General features: G+C 67.8%; 18 protein-coding genes. 8 read left to right on the top strand and 10 right to left on the bottom strand.

Annotated features, from left to right (window positions below; translation table 11 throughout):
• Positions 1-55 precede the first annotated feature (55 nt).
• Positions 56-367: a helix-turn-helix domain-containing protein gene (locus ACFVWR_RS02895; protein ID WP_387207792.1), complete on the top strand. Its 312-nt coding sequence runs from the start codon at positions 56-58 to the stop codon at positions 365-367.
• Here the strand turns inward: ACFVWR_RS02895 and ACFVWR_RS02900 are convergent.
• The 7 genes from ACFVWR_RS02900 to ACFVWR_RS02930 all read right to left on the bottom strand — a co-directional run bounded on the left by ACFVWR_RS02900 (position 364) and on the right by ACFVWR_RS02930 (position 8,028).
• Positions 364-1,062 carry a GntR family transcriptional regulator gene (locus ACFVWR_RS02900; protein ID WP_387207794.1) on the bottom strand — a complete coding sequence of 233 codons (699 nt, stop codon included), beginning with the start codon at positions 1,060-1,062 and terminating at the stop codon, positions 364-366. The two genes, ACFVWR_RS02895 and ACFVWR_RS02900, sit on opposite strands and share 4 nt — an antisense overlap.
• Before the next feature lie 58 nt (positions 1,063-1,120).
• Positions 1,121-2,128, bottom strand: a complete 1,008-nt coding sequence (locus ACFVWR_RS02905; protein WP_387207796.1) for an aldo/keto reductase — start codon at positions 2,126-2,128, stop codon at positions 1,121-1,123.
• A 14-nt stretch (positions 2,129-2,142) separates the two neighbouring features.
• A complete protein-coding gene (locus ACFVWR_RS02910; protein WP_387207798.1) occupies positions 2,143-3,267 on the bottom strand; it encodes a mandelate racemase/muconate lactonizing enzyme family protein in 1,125 nt (374 codons plus the stop codon).
• 46 nt (positions 3,268-3,313) lie between these two features.
• Complete coding sequence (locus ACFVWR_RS02915; RefSeq protein WP_387207800.1) at positions 3,314-4,213, bottom strand: carbohydrate ABC transporter permease; 900 nt, start codon at positions 4,211-4,213, stop codon at positions 3,314-3,316.
• A complete protein-coding gene (locus tag ACFVWR_RS02920) occupies positions 4,203-5,183 on the bottom strand; it encodes a carbohydrate ABC transporter permease (RefSeq protein ID WP_387207802.1) in 981 nt (326 codons plus the stop codon). The genes ACFVWR_RS02915 and ACFVWR_RS02920 overlap by 11 nt, the downstream gene beginning before the upstream one ends.
• Before the next feature lie 2 nt (positions 5,184-5,185).
• Entirely contained in the window at positions 5,186-6,433 is a 1,248-nt protein-coding gene (locus ACFVWR_RS02925) for an ABC transporter substrate-binding protein (RefSeq protein WP_387207804.1), read from the bottom strand.
• Positions 6,434-6,663: 230 nt separating this feature from the next.
• Positions 6,664-8,028, bottom strand: coding sequence for an alpha-L-fucosidase (locus ACFVWR_RS02930; protein ID WP_387207806.1), 1,365 nt, complete (start codon positions 8,026-8,028; stop codon positions 6,664-6,666).
• A 143-nt stretch (positions 8,029-8,171) separates the two neighbouring features.
• Here ACFVWR_RS02930 and ACFVWR_RS02935 point away from each other — a divergent pair, with 143 nt between their 5' ends.
• The 4 genes from ACFVWR_RS02935 (at position 8,172) to ACFVWR_RS02950 (ending at position 11,815) form a co-directional block, all read left to right on the top strand.
• A complete protein-coding gene (locus ACFVWR_RS02935; RefSeq protein ID WP_387207979.1) occupies positions 8,172-9,551 on the top strand; it encodes an alpha-L-fucosidase in 1,380 nt (459 codons plus the stop codon).
• Between the two features lie 3 nt (positions 9,552-9,554).
• On the top strand, positions 9,555-10,403 hold the full coding sequence (locus ACFVWR_RS02940; RefSeq protein ID WP_387207808.1) for an amidohydrolase family protein: 849 nt from the start codon (positions 9,555-9,557) through the stop codon (positions 10,401-10,403).
• Between the two features lie 126 nt (positions 10,404-10,529).
• A complete protein-coding gene (locus ACFVWR_RS02945; protein WP_387207810.1) occupies positions 10,530-11,351 on the top strand; it encodes a shikimate 5-dehydrogenase in 822 nt (273 codons plus the stop codon).
• A gap of 26 nt (positions 11,352-11,377) precedes the next feature.
• The gene (locus ACFVWR_RS02950; protein WP_387207812.1) at positions 11,378-11,815 is read left to right on the top strand and encodes a MarR family winged helix-turn-helix transcriptional regulator; all 438 of its coding nucleotides are present in this window, start codon (positions 11,378-11,380) and stop codon (positions 11,813-11,815) included.
• Positions 11,816-11,864: 49 nt separating this feature from the next.
• On the opposite strand, the gene ACFVWR_RS02955 is transcribed toward ACFVWR_RS02950, so the two are convergent.
• Positions 11,865-12,086, bottom strand: a complete 222-nt coding sequence (locus ACFVWR_RS02955) for a hypothetical protein (RefSeq protein ID WP_387207814.1) — start codon at positions 12,084-12,086, stop codon at positions 11,865-11,867.
• A gap of 169 nt (positions 12,087-12,255) precedes the next feature.
• Here ACFVWR_RS02955 and ACFVWR_RS02960 point away from each other — a divergent pair, with 169 nt between their 5' ends.
• Together ACFVWR_RS02960 and ACFVWR_RS02965 are read left to right on the top strand one after the other, a co-directional pair.
• A complete protein-coding gene (locus ACFVWR_RS02960; protein WP_387207816.1) occupies positions 12,256-12,501 on the top strand; it encodes a hypothetical protein in 246 nt (81 codons plus the stop codon).
• A gap of 64 nt (positions 12,502-12,565) precedes the next feature.
• Positions 12,566-13,150, top strand: coding sequence for a dihydrofolate reductase family protein (locus ACFVWR_RS02965; RefSeq protein WP_387207818.1), 585 nt, complete (start codon positions 12,566-12,568; stop codon positions 13,148-13,150).
• Here the strand turns inward: ACFVWR_RS02965 and ACFVWR_RS02970 are convergent.
• Together ACFVWR_RS02970 and ACFVWR_RS02975 are read right to left on the bottom strand one after the other, a co-directional pair.
• The gene (locus ACFVWR_RS02970) at positions 13,116-13,694 is read right to left on the bottom strand and encodes a hypothetical protein (RefSeq protein ID WP_387207820.1); all 579 of its coding nucleotides are present in this window, start codon (positions 13,692-13,694) and stop codon (positions 13,116-13,118) included. The genes ACFVWR_RS02965 and ACFVWR_RS02970 overlap by 35 nt on opposite strands.
• A gap of 32 nt (positions 13,695-13,726) precedes the next feature.
• Positions 13,727-14,299, bottom strand: a complete 573-nt coding sequence (locus ACFVWR_RS02975) for a helix-turn-helix domain-containing protein (RefSeq protein ID WP_387207822.1) — start codon at positions 14,297-14,299, stop codon at positions 13,727-13,729.
• Between the two features lie 59 nt (positions 14,300-14,358).
• Between ACFVWR_RS02975 and ACFVWR_RS02980 the strand changes: the two genes are divergently transcribed.
• Complete coding sequence (locus ACFVWR_RS02980; protein WP_387207824.1) at positions 14,359-15,276, top strand: NAD(P)/FAD-dependent oxidoreductase; 918 nt, start codon at positions 14,359-14,361, stop codon at positions 15,274-15,276.
• Positions 15,277-15,297: the final 21 nt, after the last annotated feature.

Consider the following 15,297-nt stretch of genomic DNA (forward strand, 5'->3'; position numbering starts at 1 on the left):
TCACAAGACAGCGGGATAGTTATACCGGTAATAGTATCCCGCTACGATGGGTGTCATGGTTCGATTGCCGCTGTCACCCGTCGATGTCGAGCGCGGAGAGCGCCTGGGCGCCCTCCTGCGTCAAGCGCGCCGCGAGCGCTCGATGGTCGAGGTGGCCCTGACCGCCGGCATCTCGCCGGAGACCCTGCGCAAGATCGAGACCGGGCGCGTAGCCACGCCGTCGTTCGCCACCATCGCGGCGATCACGACCGTTCTCGGGCTCTCGCTCGACGAGGTCTGGGCATCCATCGGCGCCGGCGAAGACGAGCCGAATGTCGGGGTCGAGGCTCCGGCGCCTGCGCAGGTCGGCGGCCGGCTCGCGTCTTAGCCTTCGAGGCTCGCAGAGATGCGGTGGTACGACTTGGTGATGTGATCGAGCATCGCCTGCTCGGCCGCTTCGGCATCCCCGGCCCGCAGCGCTTCGAGAACGGCCTCGTGCTCACCGGAGGTCTCGTCGACCACGCCGTGCTTGAAGTAGATGCGGTACTGGTGCATGTGCGAGCGCAGGCGCGCGATCGCATCCGAGAGCAACAGGTTGCCCGAGTGCTCGGCGATGATGCGGTGGAAGGCCGCGTCTTGATCGGCGAAGTCCTTGTAGTCGTTGAACCGATCTTCTCCGCTCTGGGCGGCGGCGCCACTGCGGTGCATCTCCTCGCAGAGCTCTTCGAGCTCGTCGAGGGTGGCCGGCGTCAGTTCGCCGACGGCGTTGCGCGTAGCGTACGGCTCCATCAGGCGGCGCATCTCGAACAGCTGCCGCAGCCCTTCGCTGTCGAGCAGCGGTGCGGCGGTGTATCCCTTGAGTGCCCGCTTGACGACCAGACCCTCCGACTCCAGTCTCGCCAGAGCCTCGCGCACCGGCGTCGGTGACACGTTCAGCTGGCGCGCGATGCCGTCGATGCTCGCCCGGCTGCCCGGCTCGATCACCTGGTCCATGAGCAGAGCGAGCACCGCGTCGTAGACGTCGTCGGCGAGCGCCCTCCTCGCGGGGAGGAATCGTTCGCCGGATGCAGGTTCAATGCTCATGAGGACATCGTAGGTCGGCGTCGACGGAAAAGAGAGGAAAGAGGGTAGAGGATCCGGATCATGCGTCGGCGGCCTTTCGGCTGATCAGACCCGAATCCTCGAGTTCGGCCCAGAGGTCGCCGGGCACCGCGACGTCGGCCAGGGCCGCGTTGCGGGTGATCTGCGCCGGGGAGTCCGCACCGAGCACGACCGTCGAGACGGCAGGATGCCGCAGCGGGAACTGCACGGCGAGCTGCGGAACGGTGACCCCGTAGGCGTCGGCCACGTCGGCGATGCGCTCGGTGCGGGCGACGAGGTCGGCCGGAGCGGCGCCGTAGTCGAACGTCGCGGTGCTCGCCGGGCGATCCGTCGCGAGGATGCCCGAGTTGAACACGGCGGCGACCGCGACGGAGACGCCTCTCTCGCGGGCGGCCGGCAGCAGGTCGGCCTCGGCCGATGGGTCGAGCAGCGTGTAGCGACCGGCGCACATGACGATGTCGAGGTCGGTGCGCTCCACGAACCGCGTGAGTATCGCGGACTGGTTCATGCCCGCACCGTAAGACCGGATCACACCCTGCGAACGCAGCTCCTCCAGCGCAGGGAACGCGCCGTCGAGTGCTTCGCGCTCATGCTCGTCGGGGTCGTGCACGAACAGCACGTCGATGCGGTCGAGCCCCAAGCGGGTGAGGCTGTCCTCCACAGACCGCAGCACGCCGTCGCGGGAGAAGTCGAATCGCCGCCGCAGCGTGGCGGGCACGGCGAACAGGTTGGCGATGTCGGTGTCGCCCGGGCGGTAGTCGGGGTTCGGTTCCAGCACCCGCCCGACCTTGGTCGACAGCACGAACTCGTCTCGCGGGAGCTCGCGGAGACCCTCTCCCAGACGCTCCTCGGCCAGGCCGAGACCGTAGTGCGGGGCCGTGTCGAAGTATCGGATGCCCGCCTGCCAGGCCGCGGGAACGCATTCGGGCCACACGTCGTCGGGCCGGGGCGCATACAGGTTGCCGAGCGCCGCGACGCCGTAGCCGATCGGCCCGACGCTCAAGCCGCCGCGGCCGTAGCTCCGTGTCGAAAGCGTCGGTGCGGTCACGTCACTCATTCTGCTCACTTCACCCTCAGGTCGTCGACGGCGTCGAGGTTCCACTCGATGCCGAGGCCGGGCGCCATCGGCGCGACACCCTGGCCGTCGGAGATGGTCATCTCGCTGTGCGTCACCGCGCGCAGTTGCGGGATGTGCTCCAGATAGAGCGCGTTCGGCACGGCACAGGTGAGCGAGACATGCAGTTCCATCAGAAAGTGCGGCGCCACCGAGACGTTGAACGCCTCCGCGAGGTGCGCCACCTTCAGCCACGGCGTGATGCCGCCGATGCGGGCGACGTCGACCTGCACGATGGAGGCGGCGCCGGCCTGCAGGTACTCGCGGAAGTGCCCGATCGAGTAGATGCTCTCCCCCACCGCGACCGGAAGGCTGGTCGACTCGGCGAGGCGCCGGTGCCCGGCGACGTCTTCGGCCGGAAGCGGCTCCTCGAACCAGAAGATGTCGAGCGGCTCGAACAGCGCCGCCCTCCGGATGGCCTCCGCGGCCGTCATCGACTGGTTCGCGTCGATCATGATGTCCATGCCGGGGCCGACGGCGTCTCGCACCGCGGTCAGTCGTTCGAGGTCTTCGTGGCCGCGCGGCTTGCCGACCTTGATCTTGACCCCGTTCATCCCGAGCGCCTGCGACTCCACGGCCTGAGCGACGAGTTCGTCGGTGCTGAAATGCAGCCAGCCCCCCTCTGTGTCGTAGAGCGGGATGCTCGGCCGCGCACCGCCCGCCGCCACCCACAGGGGCAGCTCGGCGGCCTTGCAGCGCACATCCCACACCGCCGTGTCCACCGCGGCGAGCGCGAGCGACGTGATCACGCCGACGGTGGTCGCGCGCGTCGACGAGAACAACGCCGACCACACGGCTTCGGGCCGGCTCGCGTCGAGGCCGACCAGTACATCCAGCAGCCCGGAGCGCAGCAGGCTGAGCACCGCGCCGCCGCCCGTGCCGATCGTGTAGCTGTAGCCGATCCCCTCGACGCCACCGGCGGTGCGGATGCGCACGAAGACCGTCTCCTGTTTGACGAACGACTGCACGGCGTCGGTGCGCACCGTCTCCACCTCGAGGTCGCTCAGCCACGCCTCGGCGGTGACGATGGTGCTGTCGAGCGCGCGAGCGGTGCGGGGTGAGGTGATGGTCATGTGAACTGCTTTCGGTCGAAGACGGGTGACGGGTGGCCGGTGCCCACTACCGGCCGCCGAACCCGCCGAGGGCGACACCCTTGATCAGCTGCCGCTGCAGCACCGCGACGATGATCAGCGACGGGATGATCGCGAGGGTCGAGGCCGCCATCATCAGGCTCCACTGCGTGCCGTGCTCACCCGTGAACATCGACAGCCCGAGCGGAACCGTCGCCAGCTCCTGGCTGTTGATGATGATCAGCGGCCAGAGGTACGAGTTGTAGTAGCCGATGAACGAGAACACCGCGAGCACCGACAGGGGTGCGGTCAGCTGCGGCAGGAGCACCGACCAGAGCGTGCGGAACCGCGAGGCGCCGTCGATGAGGGCGGCCTCCTCGAACTCGATCGGGATCGTGAGGAAGAACTGCCTCAGCAGGAAGGTGCCGAACGCGGTGAAGGCGAACGGGATGATGAGGGCCGCGTACGAGTCGACGAGCCCGAGCTGGTTCATCATGATGAACAGCGGCACCACCAGCACTTCCTGCGGAAGCACGAGCGTGAGCACGTAGAGCAGGAAGATGCGGTCGCGGTATTTGAATCGCAGGCGCGAGAAGGCGTACGCGGAGAGCACCGCGACGATCAGCGACAGCAGAGCGCCGAGGATCGACACGAAGAAGCCGTTGAAGATGAACCGGCCGAACGGAACCAGAGTCCACGCGTCGACGAAGTTCGACCACTTCACCTCCGAGCCGATGAACGACGGCTTCGACGAGAAGACCTCCGACTCGGGCTTGAGGGCGGAGAAGAACATCCAGATGAACGGAAAGGTGAAGATCAGCGCAACGATCGCCAGGGCGAGGGTGTTCAGCCAGGTCTTGGTGGCGACGACCTTCTGGGCCGGGCGCAGCTTGGGCCGCGGGCGCTTGGGTTGGCGCGTCTCCGTCTGAGCGATGGTGTCACTTGTCATAGTTGACCCACTTCCTCTGCCCCGCGAACTGCAGTGCGGTGATGAGCATCACGACGATGAACAGGATCCACGCGAGCGCCGAAGCGTAGCCCAGCCGATCGAAGACGAACCCGTTGCGGTAGAGGTAGAGCACGAACGTGTTCGTGGACTCCCCCGGACCGCCCTGGGTCAGGATCTGCGGCTGCACGAACACCTGGAACGCACCGATCATGGTCATCGTCATGGTGAAGAACAGCGAGGGCGAGATCATCGGCAGGATGATCGACTTCAGCCGCTGCCAGGCGCTGGTGCCGTCCATCCGGGAGGCCTCGAGAATCTCCTTCGGGATGCCGCCGAGACCGGCGGAGAGCACGATCACGTTGTAGCCGAACGACTGCCAGACCGACATCGTGATCACGGAGAACAGCGCGAACGTCGAGTCGGAGAGCCAGCTCGGCCCATCGATGCCGATGGAGGCCAGAGCCGAGTTCACGATGCCGTTGTCGCTCAGCAGCAGGCGCCAGACCAGCGCGTTGGCGACCATCGGCGTGATCGCCGGCAGGAAGAAGATGACGCGCCAGAACCCGGCGAACTTCACCCGGGTGTTCAACCACAGCGACACGGCGAGCGCCAGAGCCAGGTTGAGGGCCGTGTACACGAAGGCGAAGATCACCGTGTTGATCAGCACCGTGTAGAACGTCGGGTCGCTGAAGAGCTTCTGGTAGTTGGCGATGCCGACGAACGTCGGGCTGCCGAACAGCGGCCACTCGAACCCGCTGATCACCAGCGAGCCGACCAGCGGCACCAGGATGAAGAACGTGAAGCCGGCGAGACCCGGCCAGAGGTAGGCGAGAGCCACGAGGCCGTCGCCCTTCCTCTTCTTCGACCGCGGCGGCGTGGGATGCGGAACCCCGAACGGCCGGGTCACAGGCGCGGCGGATGCCGCCGTCTCCTCCGAGACGACGGCACCCGTGCTGAGGGGGGAGCTCATGCTCAGCCGCCCACCGAGTGCTGGATCGTATTCAGCACATCCTTGGCCGTCTTGTCACCCCGGTATCCCTCGACGCCGTACTGGGTGAACAGGGTCTCGACCTGGTTCCAGGTCGGGGTGGTGAGCTGGGCGGTGGCGTTGGAGAGCAGCGCGTTGACCGCATCCATCGCCTCCGGAGACTTGCCCTCGGCCCAAGCCGACTGCGCGTCGGCGCGGGACGGCACGATTCCGCGCTTCTCGGCCTGACCCTTGAGCACGCTCGTGTCGGTCATCGCCTGGATGGCCTTGAACGCTCCGTCGGGGTCTTTGCAGTTCTTGGCGATGCCGAATCCCGAGCCTGCCGTCATGCCGTGCGCCTCGCCGGAGGTGCTCGGAACGATGGTGACGCCCATGTCGAACTTGGCCGCGTCGGCGAAGGTGCCGTACATCCAGGGGCCCTCGATCAGCATGTCGACGTTGCCGCCGGTGAAGGCCGCCTGCGCGACGTCCGATCCGTCGGCCGCTTCGGGGGCCTTGGCGATGCCCTCTTTGCTCACCAGGTCGAAGTAGCTCTGCACCTGGTCGACCAACTTGGAGCTCGTCAGGTCGAGCTTGCCGTCTTTCACCGCTTCCGCACCGTCGGCGATGGCCCAGGCGTTCGGGATGAAGAAGCCGGGTTCGATCGCGAGCGCCTTGTGGTCGGCCGTCGTCAGCTTCTTCGCGTCGGAGAGGAACTGCTCACGCGTGTACGTGGCTCCCGGCGCTGTGAGGCCGGCGGCCTTGAAGGCGTCGGCGTTGTAGTAGAGCACGATCGGCTCGGCGTCATACGGGATCGCCCGGATGGTGCCGTCGACGGTCATGCCTTTCAGCATCGACGAGTCGAACGCCGACGTGTCGAGCTTGTACTTCTTGATCAGGTCGTCGAGCGGCATGAGCAGCCCGCCCAGCTCCTGAGCGCGCGCCGCCTGCGTCGTGAGCAGGCAGGGCGGGTTGCTGCCGGAGAGGCGTGTCTTGACCTTCGTCCAGTAGTCGTTGAAGCTCGGTCCGTCGATGGTGACGTCGAGCTTGGGGTCGACCTTCTTGCCGAGGGAGATGAAGCCCTCCCACTGGTCGCGGTCGCTCTGACTGCTCACCCAGGTGTACATCGAGATGGGGCCGCCGGAGGCACTGCCTCCACCGCCCCCTGCGCATCCGGCCAGAGCTGTCAACGCTCCGGCCAGTACGATGGCGGTTCCGATCTTTCCCGCCGCACGCTTGCTTCGTGGTGTCACTTGCTGTGCCTCCTCCATTGGATTCATCTGTGTGATCGCCTACTGAGCCTGCTGTTTCGCGCTGTCACTGACGCACGATCCTATAGGGTCTTTGATATAGGTTATCGGAAGCATAAGCGCCTCCCTCCCCCAGGTCAAGCAATCGACTCCGGGAAGAATGCTGTTTGCGGAGCAGATTTTGCGCATTCTTCCCGGAGTCGATTGCAGGTGGTCGGCGGGTGGTCGGTGGGTCAGGCGAAGTCGATCGCGATGACGTCGATGGGGGCTCCGGATGCGCGGGGCGCGGGGATGAGGATCTCGCCGAGCGGGTCCTCGCCGGCGGCGGACTGCTCGTGCACCTCGAAGTTGATCTCGTACGGAAGCTGCTCGCCGGTGGCCAGCAAGCGGATGCCCGTGACGCGCCCCACGGGGATGCCCCGCACGATCACCTGCTCGATCGGGCGCATCACGAGATGCAGGTAGAGAGTGCCCGGCCGCGCGGTGGACGGGCCGTAGAAGTCGACACCGGCAGTGGGGGTTACGCCGACGACACTCTCCGCGTGCCTGTCCATCCACTCGCCGATCTCCGTGAGCGTGTCGACCTGTGACTCGTTGAGACTGCCGTCGCCCTTGGGCCCGATGTTGAGCAGCAGATTGCCGCCGCGGCTCGCGACCTCGATCAGCGTCGTCACGAGCGACGTCGTGCTCTTGCTCTTCGTGTCCCCCGGCCGCCACGCCCACATCTGGCCGATGGTCATGCACAGCTCCCACGGGCCTTCCGGCGCCGTGACCGGGAAGCCCTGCTCCGGCGTCTTGTAGTCGCCCTGGCCGAGCAGGCGGTCGTTGATCACCACATCCGGTTGCAGCGACTTGATGTGGGCGCGCAGCCCCGCGCTGTCCCACTCGTCTTCCGAGCGCTCCCACTCCCCGTCGAACCAGAGCAGGTCGATCGTGCCGTAGTTCGAGAGGATCTCGGTGAGCTGACCGCGCAGGTAGGCCTGAAAGCGCGCCCACTGCTCGGGCGTCGACCGACGATGCTTGTCGTCGGCCACCGGAGTGCCGGCGTACGCAGGGTCGCCCGCCGACGGCCAGTGCTCGAGCGGGTACGGCCGATCGCTCATCTCGAATGCCGGGTAGTCGGGGTGGTTCCAGTCGGGCAGGCTGTAGTAGATGCCTACCCGGATGCCCTCGGCCCGGATCGCCTCGACGAACTCTCGCGTGATGTCACGGCCGAAGGGCGAGTTCTCGATGCCGAAGTCGGAGTGCTCGGTGTGGAACATGGAGTAGCCCGCGTGGTGCCGCGCGGTGAACACGACGTAGCGGGCCCCCGCGCGCTTGGCGAGTCGGGCGAGGGCGACCGCATCCCACTCCACCGGGTCGAAGGTGGCCGCGCTCGACTGGTACTGCTCGACCGACACCGTGTCTTCGACGCCGTCGGAGCCGGGGATGATCGAGCGGCCGACCAGGGGCCAGGAGATCTCGATGCCCTGCTGGCTGGCGTGATCCCAGTGCACGAAGAGGCCGAACCCGGCCCCGATGAACCACTCGCCTCCTGGCAGTTGAAAATCAGACGGCCGGGCGAAACTGTCGGGAAGGACTGCGAGGGTGGATTCCACGGAACGGACTCTCCTTTGAGCGGGTGTTGGGATGGTTCGAACGAACAGGCTCTTGAACCGAGAATGCCTATTGCCTATAGGATATGTGGCAGTGGCGCATCCCACAATCCATTCGACGAAGAAGGAGAACCTCGCTCGTGGCAATGTTCAAAGACGATCCTGTCCGCCCCGAGAACTACCGGCGCTTCGAGCGTGACGTCCCGCAGTGGTTCACCGACGCCAAGCTGGGCATCTTCGTGCATTGGGGCCCGTACTCCGTGCCGGCCTGGGCCGAGCCCATCGGCGAGCTCGGCACGATCGAGAAGCAGTACTGGTTCAAGCACAACCCGTATGCCGAGTGGTACTACAACACCATCCGCATCGAAGACAGCCCGGCGGCGCAGCACCAGCGCGACGCGTTCGGTGGGGCGCCGTACGACGACTTCATCGATCAGTGGAACCCGGCGCAGTTCGATCCCGAGGAGTTCCTCACCCTGGTCAAGAGCACTGGAGCCGGCTATTTCATCCCCACCACCAAGCACCACGACGGCGTCACCCTCTGGGATGCGCCGGGCACCGATGGCCGCAACACCGTGGTCCGTGGGCCACGCCGCGACCTGGTCGGCGAGTTCGAGAAGGCGACGAGGGATGCGGGCCTCCGGTTCGGCGTGTACTACTCCGGCGGTCTCGACTGGCACTTCTCCGACCTCGAGCCGATCACCGACGACGGCCAGGAGTTCGGCCGCCCCGTCGACGCGGCCTACGCCGAGTACGCGTACAAGCACGTCGACGACCTGCTCGACCGTTACGCACCCGACATCCTGTGGGGCGACATCGAGTGGCCGGATGCGGGCAAGCCGCGCGGCCCGTTCAGCATGGAGAACCTGTTCGAGAAGTTCTATTCGCAGACTCCCGACGGCGTCGCGAACGACCGCTGGGGCGAGACGCACTGGGACATCCGCACCAGCGAATACCAGAACGGGCTCAGCGTCGAGGGCGACGGCGGCTGGGAGAACTGCCGCGGCATCGGCTACTCGTTCGGGCACAACCGGCTGGAAGACGAGACCCACCTGCTGAGCGGTCCGGATGCGGTGAAGACCTTCGTCGACATCGTCTCGCGCGGCGGCAACCTCCTGCTGAACGTCGGCCTCACGGCGGAAGGAACCGTTCCTCCCCTGCAGCGCCGCACGCTGGAGCACCTGGCCGCCTGGAACGCCGTGAACGGGGATGCGGTGTTCGGCTCGACCACGCTGGACGCCTCGATCGCTGCGCCCTCGGCCGCAACCGCCGCGGGCACCGGCGCCGAGCCGTGGGTGCGGTGGACGCGAACCGGCGACACCGCCAACGCGTTCGTCGCGGGAAGCGAGGGTGCGGGCGGCGTCGTCACGATCCGCGGCGTCTCCGACGCCGTCGACGTCTCGACCGCACGCCTCGCCGACGGAACTGCCGTGGAGGCGACGCGTGCCGGCGACGCCGCGAGCCTCGTGCTGCCGCCTGCTGCTGTCGAGGGCCCCATCCTCATCCGTTTCGACCTGGCGGCCTGAGTCGTGACGGTCGACGCCCACCTGCACCTCTGGAATCTCGAACGGGTCTCCTACCCCTGGCTCACCGAGAGCCTGGGGCCGATCCACCGCACCTTCGAGTTCGGCGAGGTGCGCCCCCAGTTGGTGCAGGCGGGCGTCGACCGCGTCGTGCTGGTGCAGGCCGCCAACTCCGTCGACGACTCCGAAGCGATGTTCGCCGTCGCCGACGGGTTCGAGGAAGTGGCCGGGGTGGTGGCGTGGGTCGACCTGCTCGACCCTGCGCGAGCGCACGGCCAGCTCGACGCCTGGCAGGCGCGGCCCGGCTTCGTCGGCGTGCGTCATCTCATCCATGACGAGCCCGATCCCGACTGGCTGGGCCGGCATGCGGTGCGCCGGTCGCTGGCGCTGCTCGCGGAACGCGGTCTCGCCTTCGATGTGATCGGCGTTCTCCCCCGCCATCTCGAGCACGCCGTCGCCATCGCGACCGAGCTCCCCACCCTGCGGCTGGTGATCGACCATCTCGGCACTCCGCCCGTCGGCGGCGCCGATCCCGAGACGTGGCGCACGCTGATGACCGAGCTCGCCGCACGACAGAACGTCTTCGTGAAGCTTTCCGGCCTCACGACTCTGGGCCCCGCCGGGCACGCGGACGCCGACGACCTGCGCCCCTGGGTCGACCACGCCCTCGACGCCTTCGGACCCTCCCGGATGCTGTTCGGAGGCGACTGGCCCGTCTCCACGCTCGCAGACCCCTACGCGGCCACCGTCGCGACCACGCGCTCGCTCCTCGCACCTCTCACGCCCACCGAGCGCGCCGACATCCTCACCCACTCCGCCGAGCGCGCCTACGCCCTCCCCGCACCCACCCGCTGACGCCGCCGTTGCCCGCCGAGGGGCGAGTAGTTGCGGCCCGGCACCCCGCCCAGCTCGCGCCTACTCGCCCCTCGGCGCGGCGTCCCGCCGCCGTGTCCGGGCGTCGAGGCCTGCGAAGATGGAGGCATGCCCATCCTGAACAAGGACATGCAGGTCTGCATGTCGCTGGCGGCCCGGCCGAGCAACATCGGCACCCGGTTCCACAACTATCTGTACGACGAGCTCGGCCTGAACTTCATCTACAAGGCGTTCACGACCACCGACCTCGAGGGAGCCGTTCGGGGCATCCGGGCGCTCGGCATCCGCGGCTGCTCGGTGTCGATGCCGTTCAAGGAGGCGATCATCCCGCTCGTCGACGTGATGGAGCCGTCGGCGCTGGCGATCGAGTCGGTGAACACGCTCGTCAACGACGCCGGCGTGCTGACCGCATCGAACACCGACTACGAGGCCGTCGCCGCACTGCTCGCCGAGCACGAGGTCGATCCCGCCCAGCGGGTTCTGCTGCGCGGCTCGGGCGGAATGGCGAAAGCGGTCGTCGCGGCCTTCAGCGGCGCGGGGTTCGACGACCTCACGATCGTTGCCCGCAACGAGGGTGCCGGGCGGGATATCGCCGAGCGCTACGACTACAGCTGGGTGCCGGTGGACCCGGCCCCGGAGTTCGACCTGGTGGTCAACGTGACGCCGATCGGGATGAGCGGCGACGCCGAAGGGCAGCTCGCTTTCCGCCCGGAACATGTCGAGCGCGCCTCCACGGTGTTCGACGTCGTGGCCTTTCCGTCGGAGACTCCGCTCGTGGCCGCGGGCCGCGCCGCGGGCAAGCGACTCATCACCGGGGCCGAGGTGATCGCCTTGCAGGCCGCACGCCAGTTCGAGCGCTACACCGGCGTGCCGCTCACCGCCGAGCAGGTCGCCCGCGCCTCCGAGTTCTCGCGCCTGCCCGGCACCTGAGTCGCGCCGCTCGGTAGAATGGGCGGATGTCAGAAGACCTGCTCGCGCTGGAGAACCAGGTGTGCTTCGGCCTCGCAGTCGCCGCGCGCAGTGTCATCGCCCTGTACCGGCCGGAGCTCGAACCGCTGTCGCTCACGCATCCGCAATACCTCGTGATGCTGGCGCTCTGGGAGCGCGACCCCCGCTCGCTGAAAGACCTGAGCGAGACGCTGCAACTCGAGCCCGCTACGCTCTCCCCGCTGCTCAAGCGGCTCGAGGTCACGGGCTACATCGAACGCAAGCGCAGCACCACCGACGAGCGATCGCTCGAAGTAACGCTGACCGACGCGGGACGCGCGGTGCGGGCCGAGGCCGAACTCATCCCTCACCGCATCGTCGAACGCCTGGGGATGCCCGTGGCCGATCTCGAGACCCTGCGGACGAGTCTGCACACCATCATCGCGGCGGCGGCCCGAACCCCCTGAGACGGTTACCGCCGCGTCACCGTGGCGTCACCGCCGCCTCATCGCAGTGTCAGGCGACGGCGACCGGGCAGATCAGCCGCGTCGCATCGCGCTGACCGTCGGGGCGCTGCACGGTGTGCTCGGTCATCGGACGCCCGCAGATCGGGCACGGCGCGGAAGCCGACCGGCGATCGGGGCCCTCGGGATGCCCGGCGCCGAGCTGAGCGGGGCCCGCGACACTGATGAGTTTCTGGTTGGTACGCGAGTACCAGCTCATGAAGCGTCCGGCCATGTCTCCTCAATTCGTTAGGGCACTAACTATCTTACTCCAGTTCACGCAAGCGTGGGAGCGGAGGCCGAAGGTCATACCGGGGGATGACACACACCCAACCCCTCGGTGGATGCCGCGCGACCGCTCGACGGCTTGACTGGGAGAGTCGGCCACCGAGGGGAGAACCACCATGACGACGCTGAACCACCAACTACCCCTGACGGGGTCGGTTCCGCAGGTCAAGCGAGCCCGGGGGGCGCTCGCGACCATCGCCGAGAACGCCTACTTGAGGTTGTTCGCGGCGCTCGTCGTCATCGCGGCCGGCGCGACGGTTCTCGTCATCGCGATCGCCATGCTGCTCGACCTCGTCGTGCCACTGGTGTTCGCGAACGAGATCCACGCGCTGGCCGCTCTCTTCCCGCAGTCGGCCGGCTGAGCGGAGCGGCGGCCTCTAGCGCCGCGCCCCGCCGGTGCCTAGAGTCGCAGGCGGGAGGGTCACCATGTCGACGATCGCGTTCTCCGCCATCGCTTCTCTCGACGGCTACACCGTCGACGCATCGGGCAGCTTCGACTGGGCGGCGCCCGACGCCGACGTGCACGCGTTCGTCAACGATCTCGAACGTGACGTCGGCACCTACGTCTACGGGCGCAGGATGTACGAGACGATGCGCGTCTGGCAGACGCTGACGGATGACGACGACGATACGGGCGTCATGGCCGACTACGCCGACATCTGGCGCGGAGCGGACAAGCTCGTCGTCTCGTCCACGCTCGACGAGGTGACGACGCCGCGCACCCGACTGGTGCGCACCTTCGACGCAGAGGCCGTGCGTGACCTGGCGGACGCATCCGACCGCTCTGTCGGCATCGGCGGGCCGACGCTCGCGGCCGAGGCGTTTCGGGCGGGCATCGTCGACGAGGTGCAGCTCTTCGTGGTGCCGATCGCGGTCGGCGGCGGCACACCCGCCTTTCCGCTGGGTCTGACCGTTGCGCTCGACCTCGTCGACGAGCGCAGGTTCGCCGGCGGCGTGGTGTACCTGCGGTATCGGGTCAGACGCGAGCCGGGCGATCCAGCCGCAGAGTGACGGTCGGCTGCGTCAGCGCAGCGTGCAGATCGTCGAGGCCGACGCCGTGGCGCGCGAGGATGGCCAGCGGGTAGAAGAACGGGTCGTAGCCGTACTCGGATGTGGGGCACACGAGGTCTTCACCTTCGAACGGCAGCGGGTCGCCCGAGGTGCGGGAGACGAGATCGCCGTCGTCTCCGAGCTCGACGGAGACGGTGCGTGACGGCATCCCACCGTCCAGGTAAGCCCACGACATCGCCGGCAACCTCACATCGATGGTCGCCCGGAACACAGGATGCCGCTCGCTCAGTATCGCCGCGGCTCCGCCGACGGTCTCGCTCGCGCCATGAAGCAGCATCCACCCCTTCATCGGCACGGTGAGCACGAGCAGCCCCGCGCCCTCACCGACGTGAGGGTTCTCCTCCCAGCGATAGGCGGCGGGCAGCATCGAGGCCCCCAATTCGGTCGCGACCGCAGCCGGCGAACGTTCGGGCAGGCATACCCAGCTCCCACTGCCGAACACCTCGAACAGGCTCTCGCTGAGAATCGGAACATCGGGGGGCACGGCTTGATTCTAAGCAGAGCGCAGCCCGGCCATCAGACGTCTCGCAGGTGCACCGACGCGCCTTGCCTGCTGAACAGGCTGATCATTTCGACAGGGTGCACCGTCGCACTGCCGAGAGAGTGCGGAACCCGGGTGTCGAACTCCGCCGCCTCGCCAGGGCCGAGCACGTGATCGTGGTCGCCGAGCCCGAGCAGCAGCGAGCCGCTCAGCACGTAGACCCACTCGTAGCCGTCGTGTGTCTTGCGCTCTTGGCGCGTTCGGGTCGAGCGCCCGGGCAGAATCTGCTTGTACGCGTTCAGGCCTCCGCCGTCGCGAGTCAGCGGGATGTAGGTCATCCCGTGTTTCCTCACCGGTTTGGGGTGGATGCGCGGGTCGCCGGTCGCCGGCGCTCCCACCAGTTCGTCGAGCGGCACCCGGTACACCTTCGCGAGCGGGAGCAGCAGTTCGAGCGTGGGTCTGCGCTGCCCGCTCTCCAGTCGGGAGAGAGTGCTCACGGAGATCTCCGTGGCTGCCGAGACGTCGGTCAGGGTGAGGCCGCGCTGCGCCCGCATCGCCCGCAGACGCGGACCAACGAGGGCGAGCACATCATCCGAGGCGTCGGTCATGTTGCCACAATAGCAAAGCGATTTGCCGTCGCGGCTGCCCCAGGGGCCACGATGCCGCTATGAACGAATCATCCTGGGATGTCATCATCGTCGGCGGCGGCAGTGCGGGCCTCAGCGCCGCACTCATGCTCGTTCGGGCACGCCGTCGAGTGCTCGTGCTCGACGCGGGCGAACCGCGCAACCGGGTCGCGCCGCACATGCACGGGGTGCTCGGGCGAGACGGAACCTCACCTCTGCAGTTGCTCGCCGACGGCCGTCGCGAGGTCGAGGGATACGGCGGCCGAGTGCTCTCGGCACGCGCGACGGCCGCCGAACGGGAGGGCGCCGGCTTCGTGGTGACCACGGACGACGGCTCCCGGTTCACCGCCCGCCGCCTCGTGGTCGCGACCGGGATGCGCGACGAGCTGCTCCCCGTCCCGGGCCTTGCCGAGCAGTGGGGAACCGGCGTTGTGACCTGCCCGTACTGCGACGGCTGGGAGGTGCGCGATCGGCGCATCGCCGTGGTGGCCACCGACGAGCACGGCCCGCTGAAGGCACAGCTGCTGCGGCAGTGGTCGGCCGATGTCATGCTCTTCACGAACGGCGAACCCGAGCCGGCCGAGCCGCAGCGCGCTGCACTCACGGCGCGCGGCATCCGGGTCGAAGCACGGCCCATCGCCCGCGTGGTCGACGAGAACGGCAGACTCGCCGCGATCGAGCTGACCGACGGCGAGCGCATCCCGGTCGACGCGATCTTCGCCAACCCGGCGCCGCTGCCGTCGTCGGCCCTTCTCGACGCTCTCGACCCAGCGTGGTCTGTCGCAGACCCGTCCGGCCGAACGACGATCCCCGGCGTCTGGGTGGCGGGAAACGTCGCCAACCCGGCGGCGACCGTCCCTGTTTCCATGGCGTCGGGCGCCCAGGCCGGGGCGATGGCGAACTTCGAACTGGTGGAAGAGGATGTGGCCGACGCGCTCTGGGCAATGGCGCAGGCTTGACCGCCCACCAAGAGTGAGTGT

This window comes from Leifsonia sp. NPDC058292 (assembly GCF_042880955.1).
Classification (GTDB): Bacteria; Actinomycetota; Actinomycetes; order Actinomycetales; family Microbacteriaceae; genus Leifsonia.

What these genes read in the sequence shown, in the direction of transcription:
- ACFVWR_RS02895 (WP_387207792.1), top strand. Translation starts at nt 56, where the DNA reads ATGGTTCGATTGCCGCTGTCACCCGTCGATGTCGAGCGCGGAGAGCGC.
- ACFVWR_RS02900 (WP_387207794.1), bottom strand. Translation starts at nt 1,062, where the DNA reads ATGAGCATTGAACCTGCATCCGGCGAACGATTCCTCCCCGCGAGGAGG.
- ACFVWR_RS02910 (WP_387207798.1), bottom strand. Translation starts at nt 3,267, where the DNA reads ATGACCATCACCTCACCCCGCACCGCTCGCGCGCTCGACAGCACCATC.
- ACFVWR_RS02915 (WP_387207800.1), bottom strand. Translation starts at nt 4,213, where the DNA reads ATGACAAGTGACACCATCGCTCAGACGGAGACGCGCCAACCCAAGCGC.
- ACFVWR_RS02920 (WP_387207802.1), bottom strand. Translation starts at nt 5,183, where the DNA reads ATGAGCTCCCCCCTCAGCACGGGTGCCGTCGTCTCGGAGGAGACGGCG.
- ACFVWR_RS02935 (WP_387207979.1), top strand. Translation starts at nt 8,172, where the DNA reads ATGTTCAAAGACGATCCTGTCCGCCCCGAGAACTACCGGCGCTTCGAG.
- ACFVWR_RS02945 (WP_387207810.1), top strand. Translation starts at nt 10,530, where the DNA reads ATGCCCATCCTGAACAAGGACATGCAGGTCTGCATGTCGCTGGCGGCC.
- ACFVWR_RS02950 (WP_387207812.1), top strand. Translation starts at nt 11,378, where the DNA reads ATGTCAGAAGACCTGCTCGCGCTGGAGAACCAGGTGTGCTTCGGCCTC.
- ACFVWR_RS02955 (WP_387207814.1), bottom strand. Translation starts at nt 12,086, where the DNA reads ATGGCCGGACGCTTCATGAGCTGGTACTCGCGTACCAACCAGAAACTC.
- ACFVWR_RS02960 (WP_387207816.1), top strand. Translation starts at nt 12,256, where the DNA reads ATGACGACGCTGAACCACCAACTACCCCTGACGGGGTCGGTTCCGCAG.
- ACFVWR_RS02965 (WP_387207818.1), top strand. Translation starts at nt 12,566, where the DNA reads ATGTCGACGATCGCGTTCTCCGCCATCGCTTCTCTCGACGGCTACACC.
- ACFVWR_RS02975 (WP_387207822.1), bottom strand. Translation starts at nt 14,299, where the DNA reads ATGACCGACGCCTCGGATGATGTGCTCGCCCTCGTTGGTCCGCGTCTG.
- ACFVWR_RS02980 (WP_387207824.1), top strand. Translation starts at nt 14,359, where the DNA reads ATGAACGAATCATCCTGGGATGTCATCATCGTCGGCGGCGGCAGTGCG.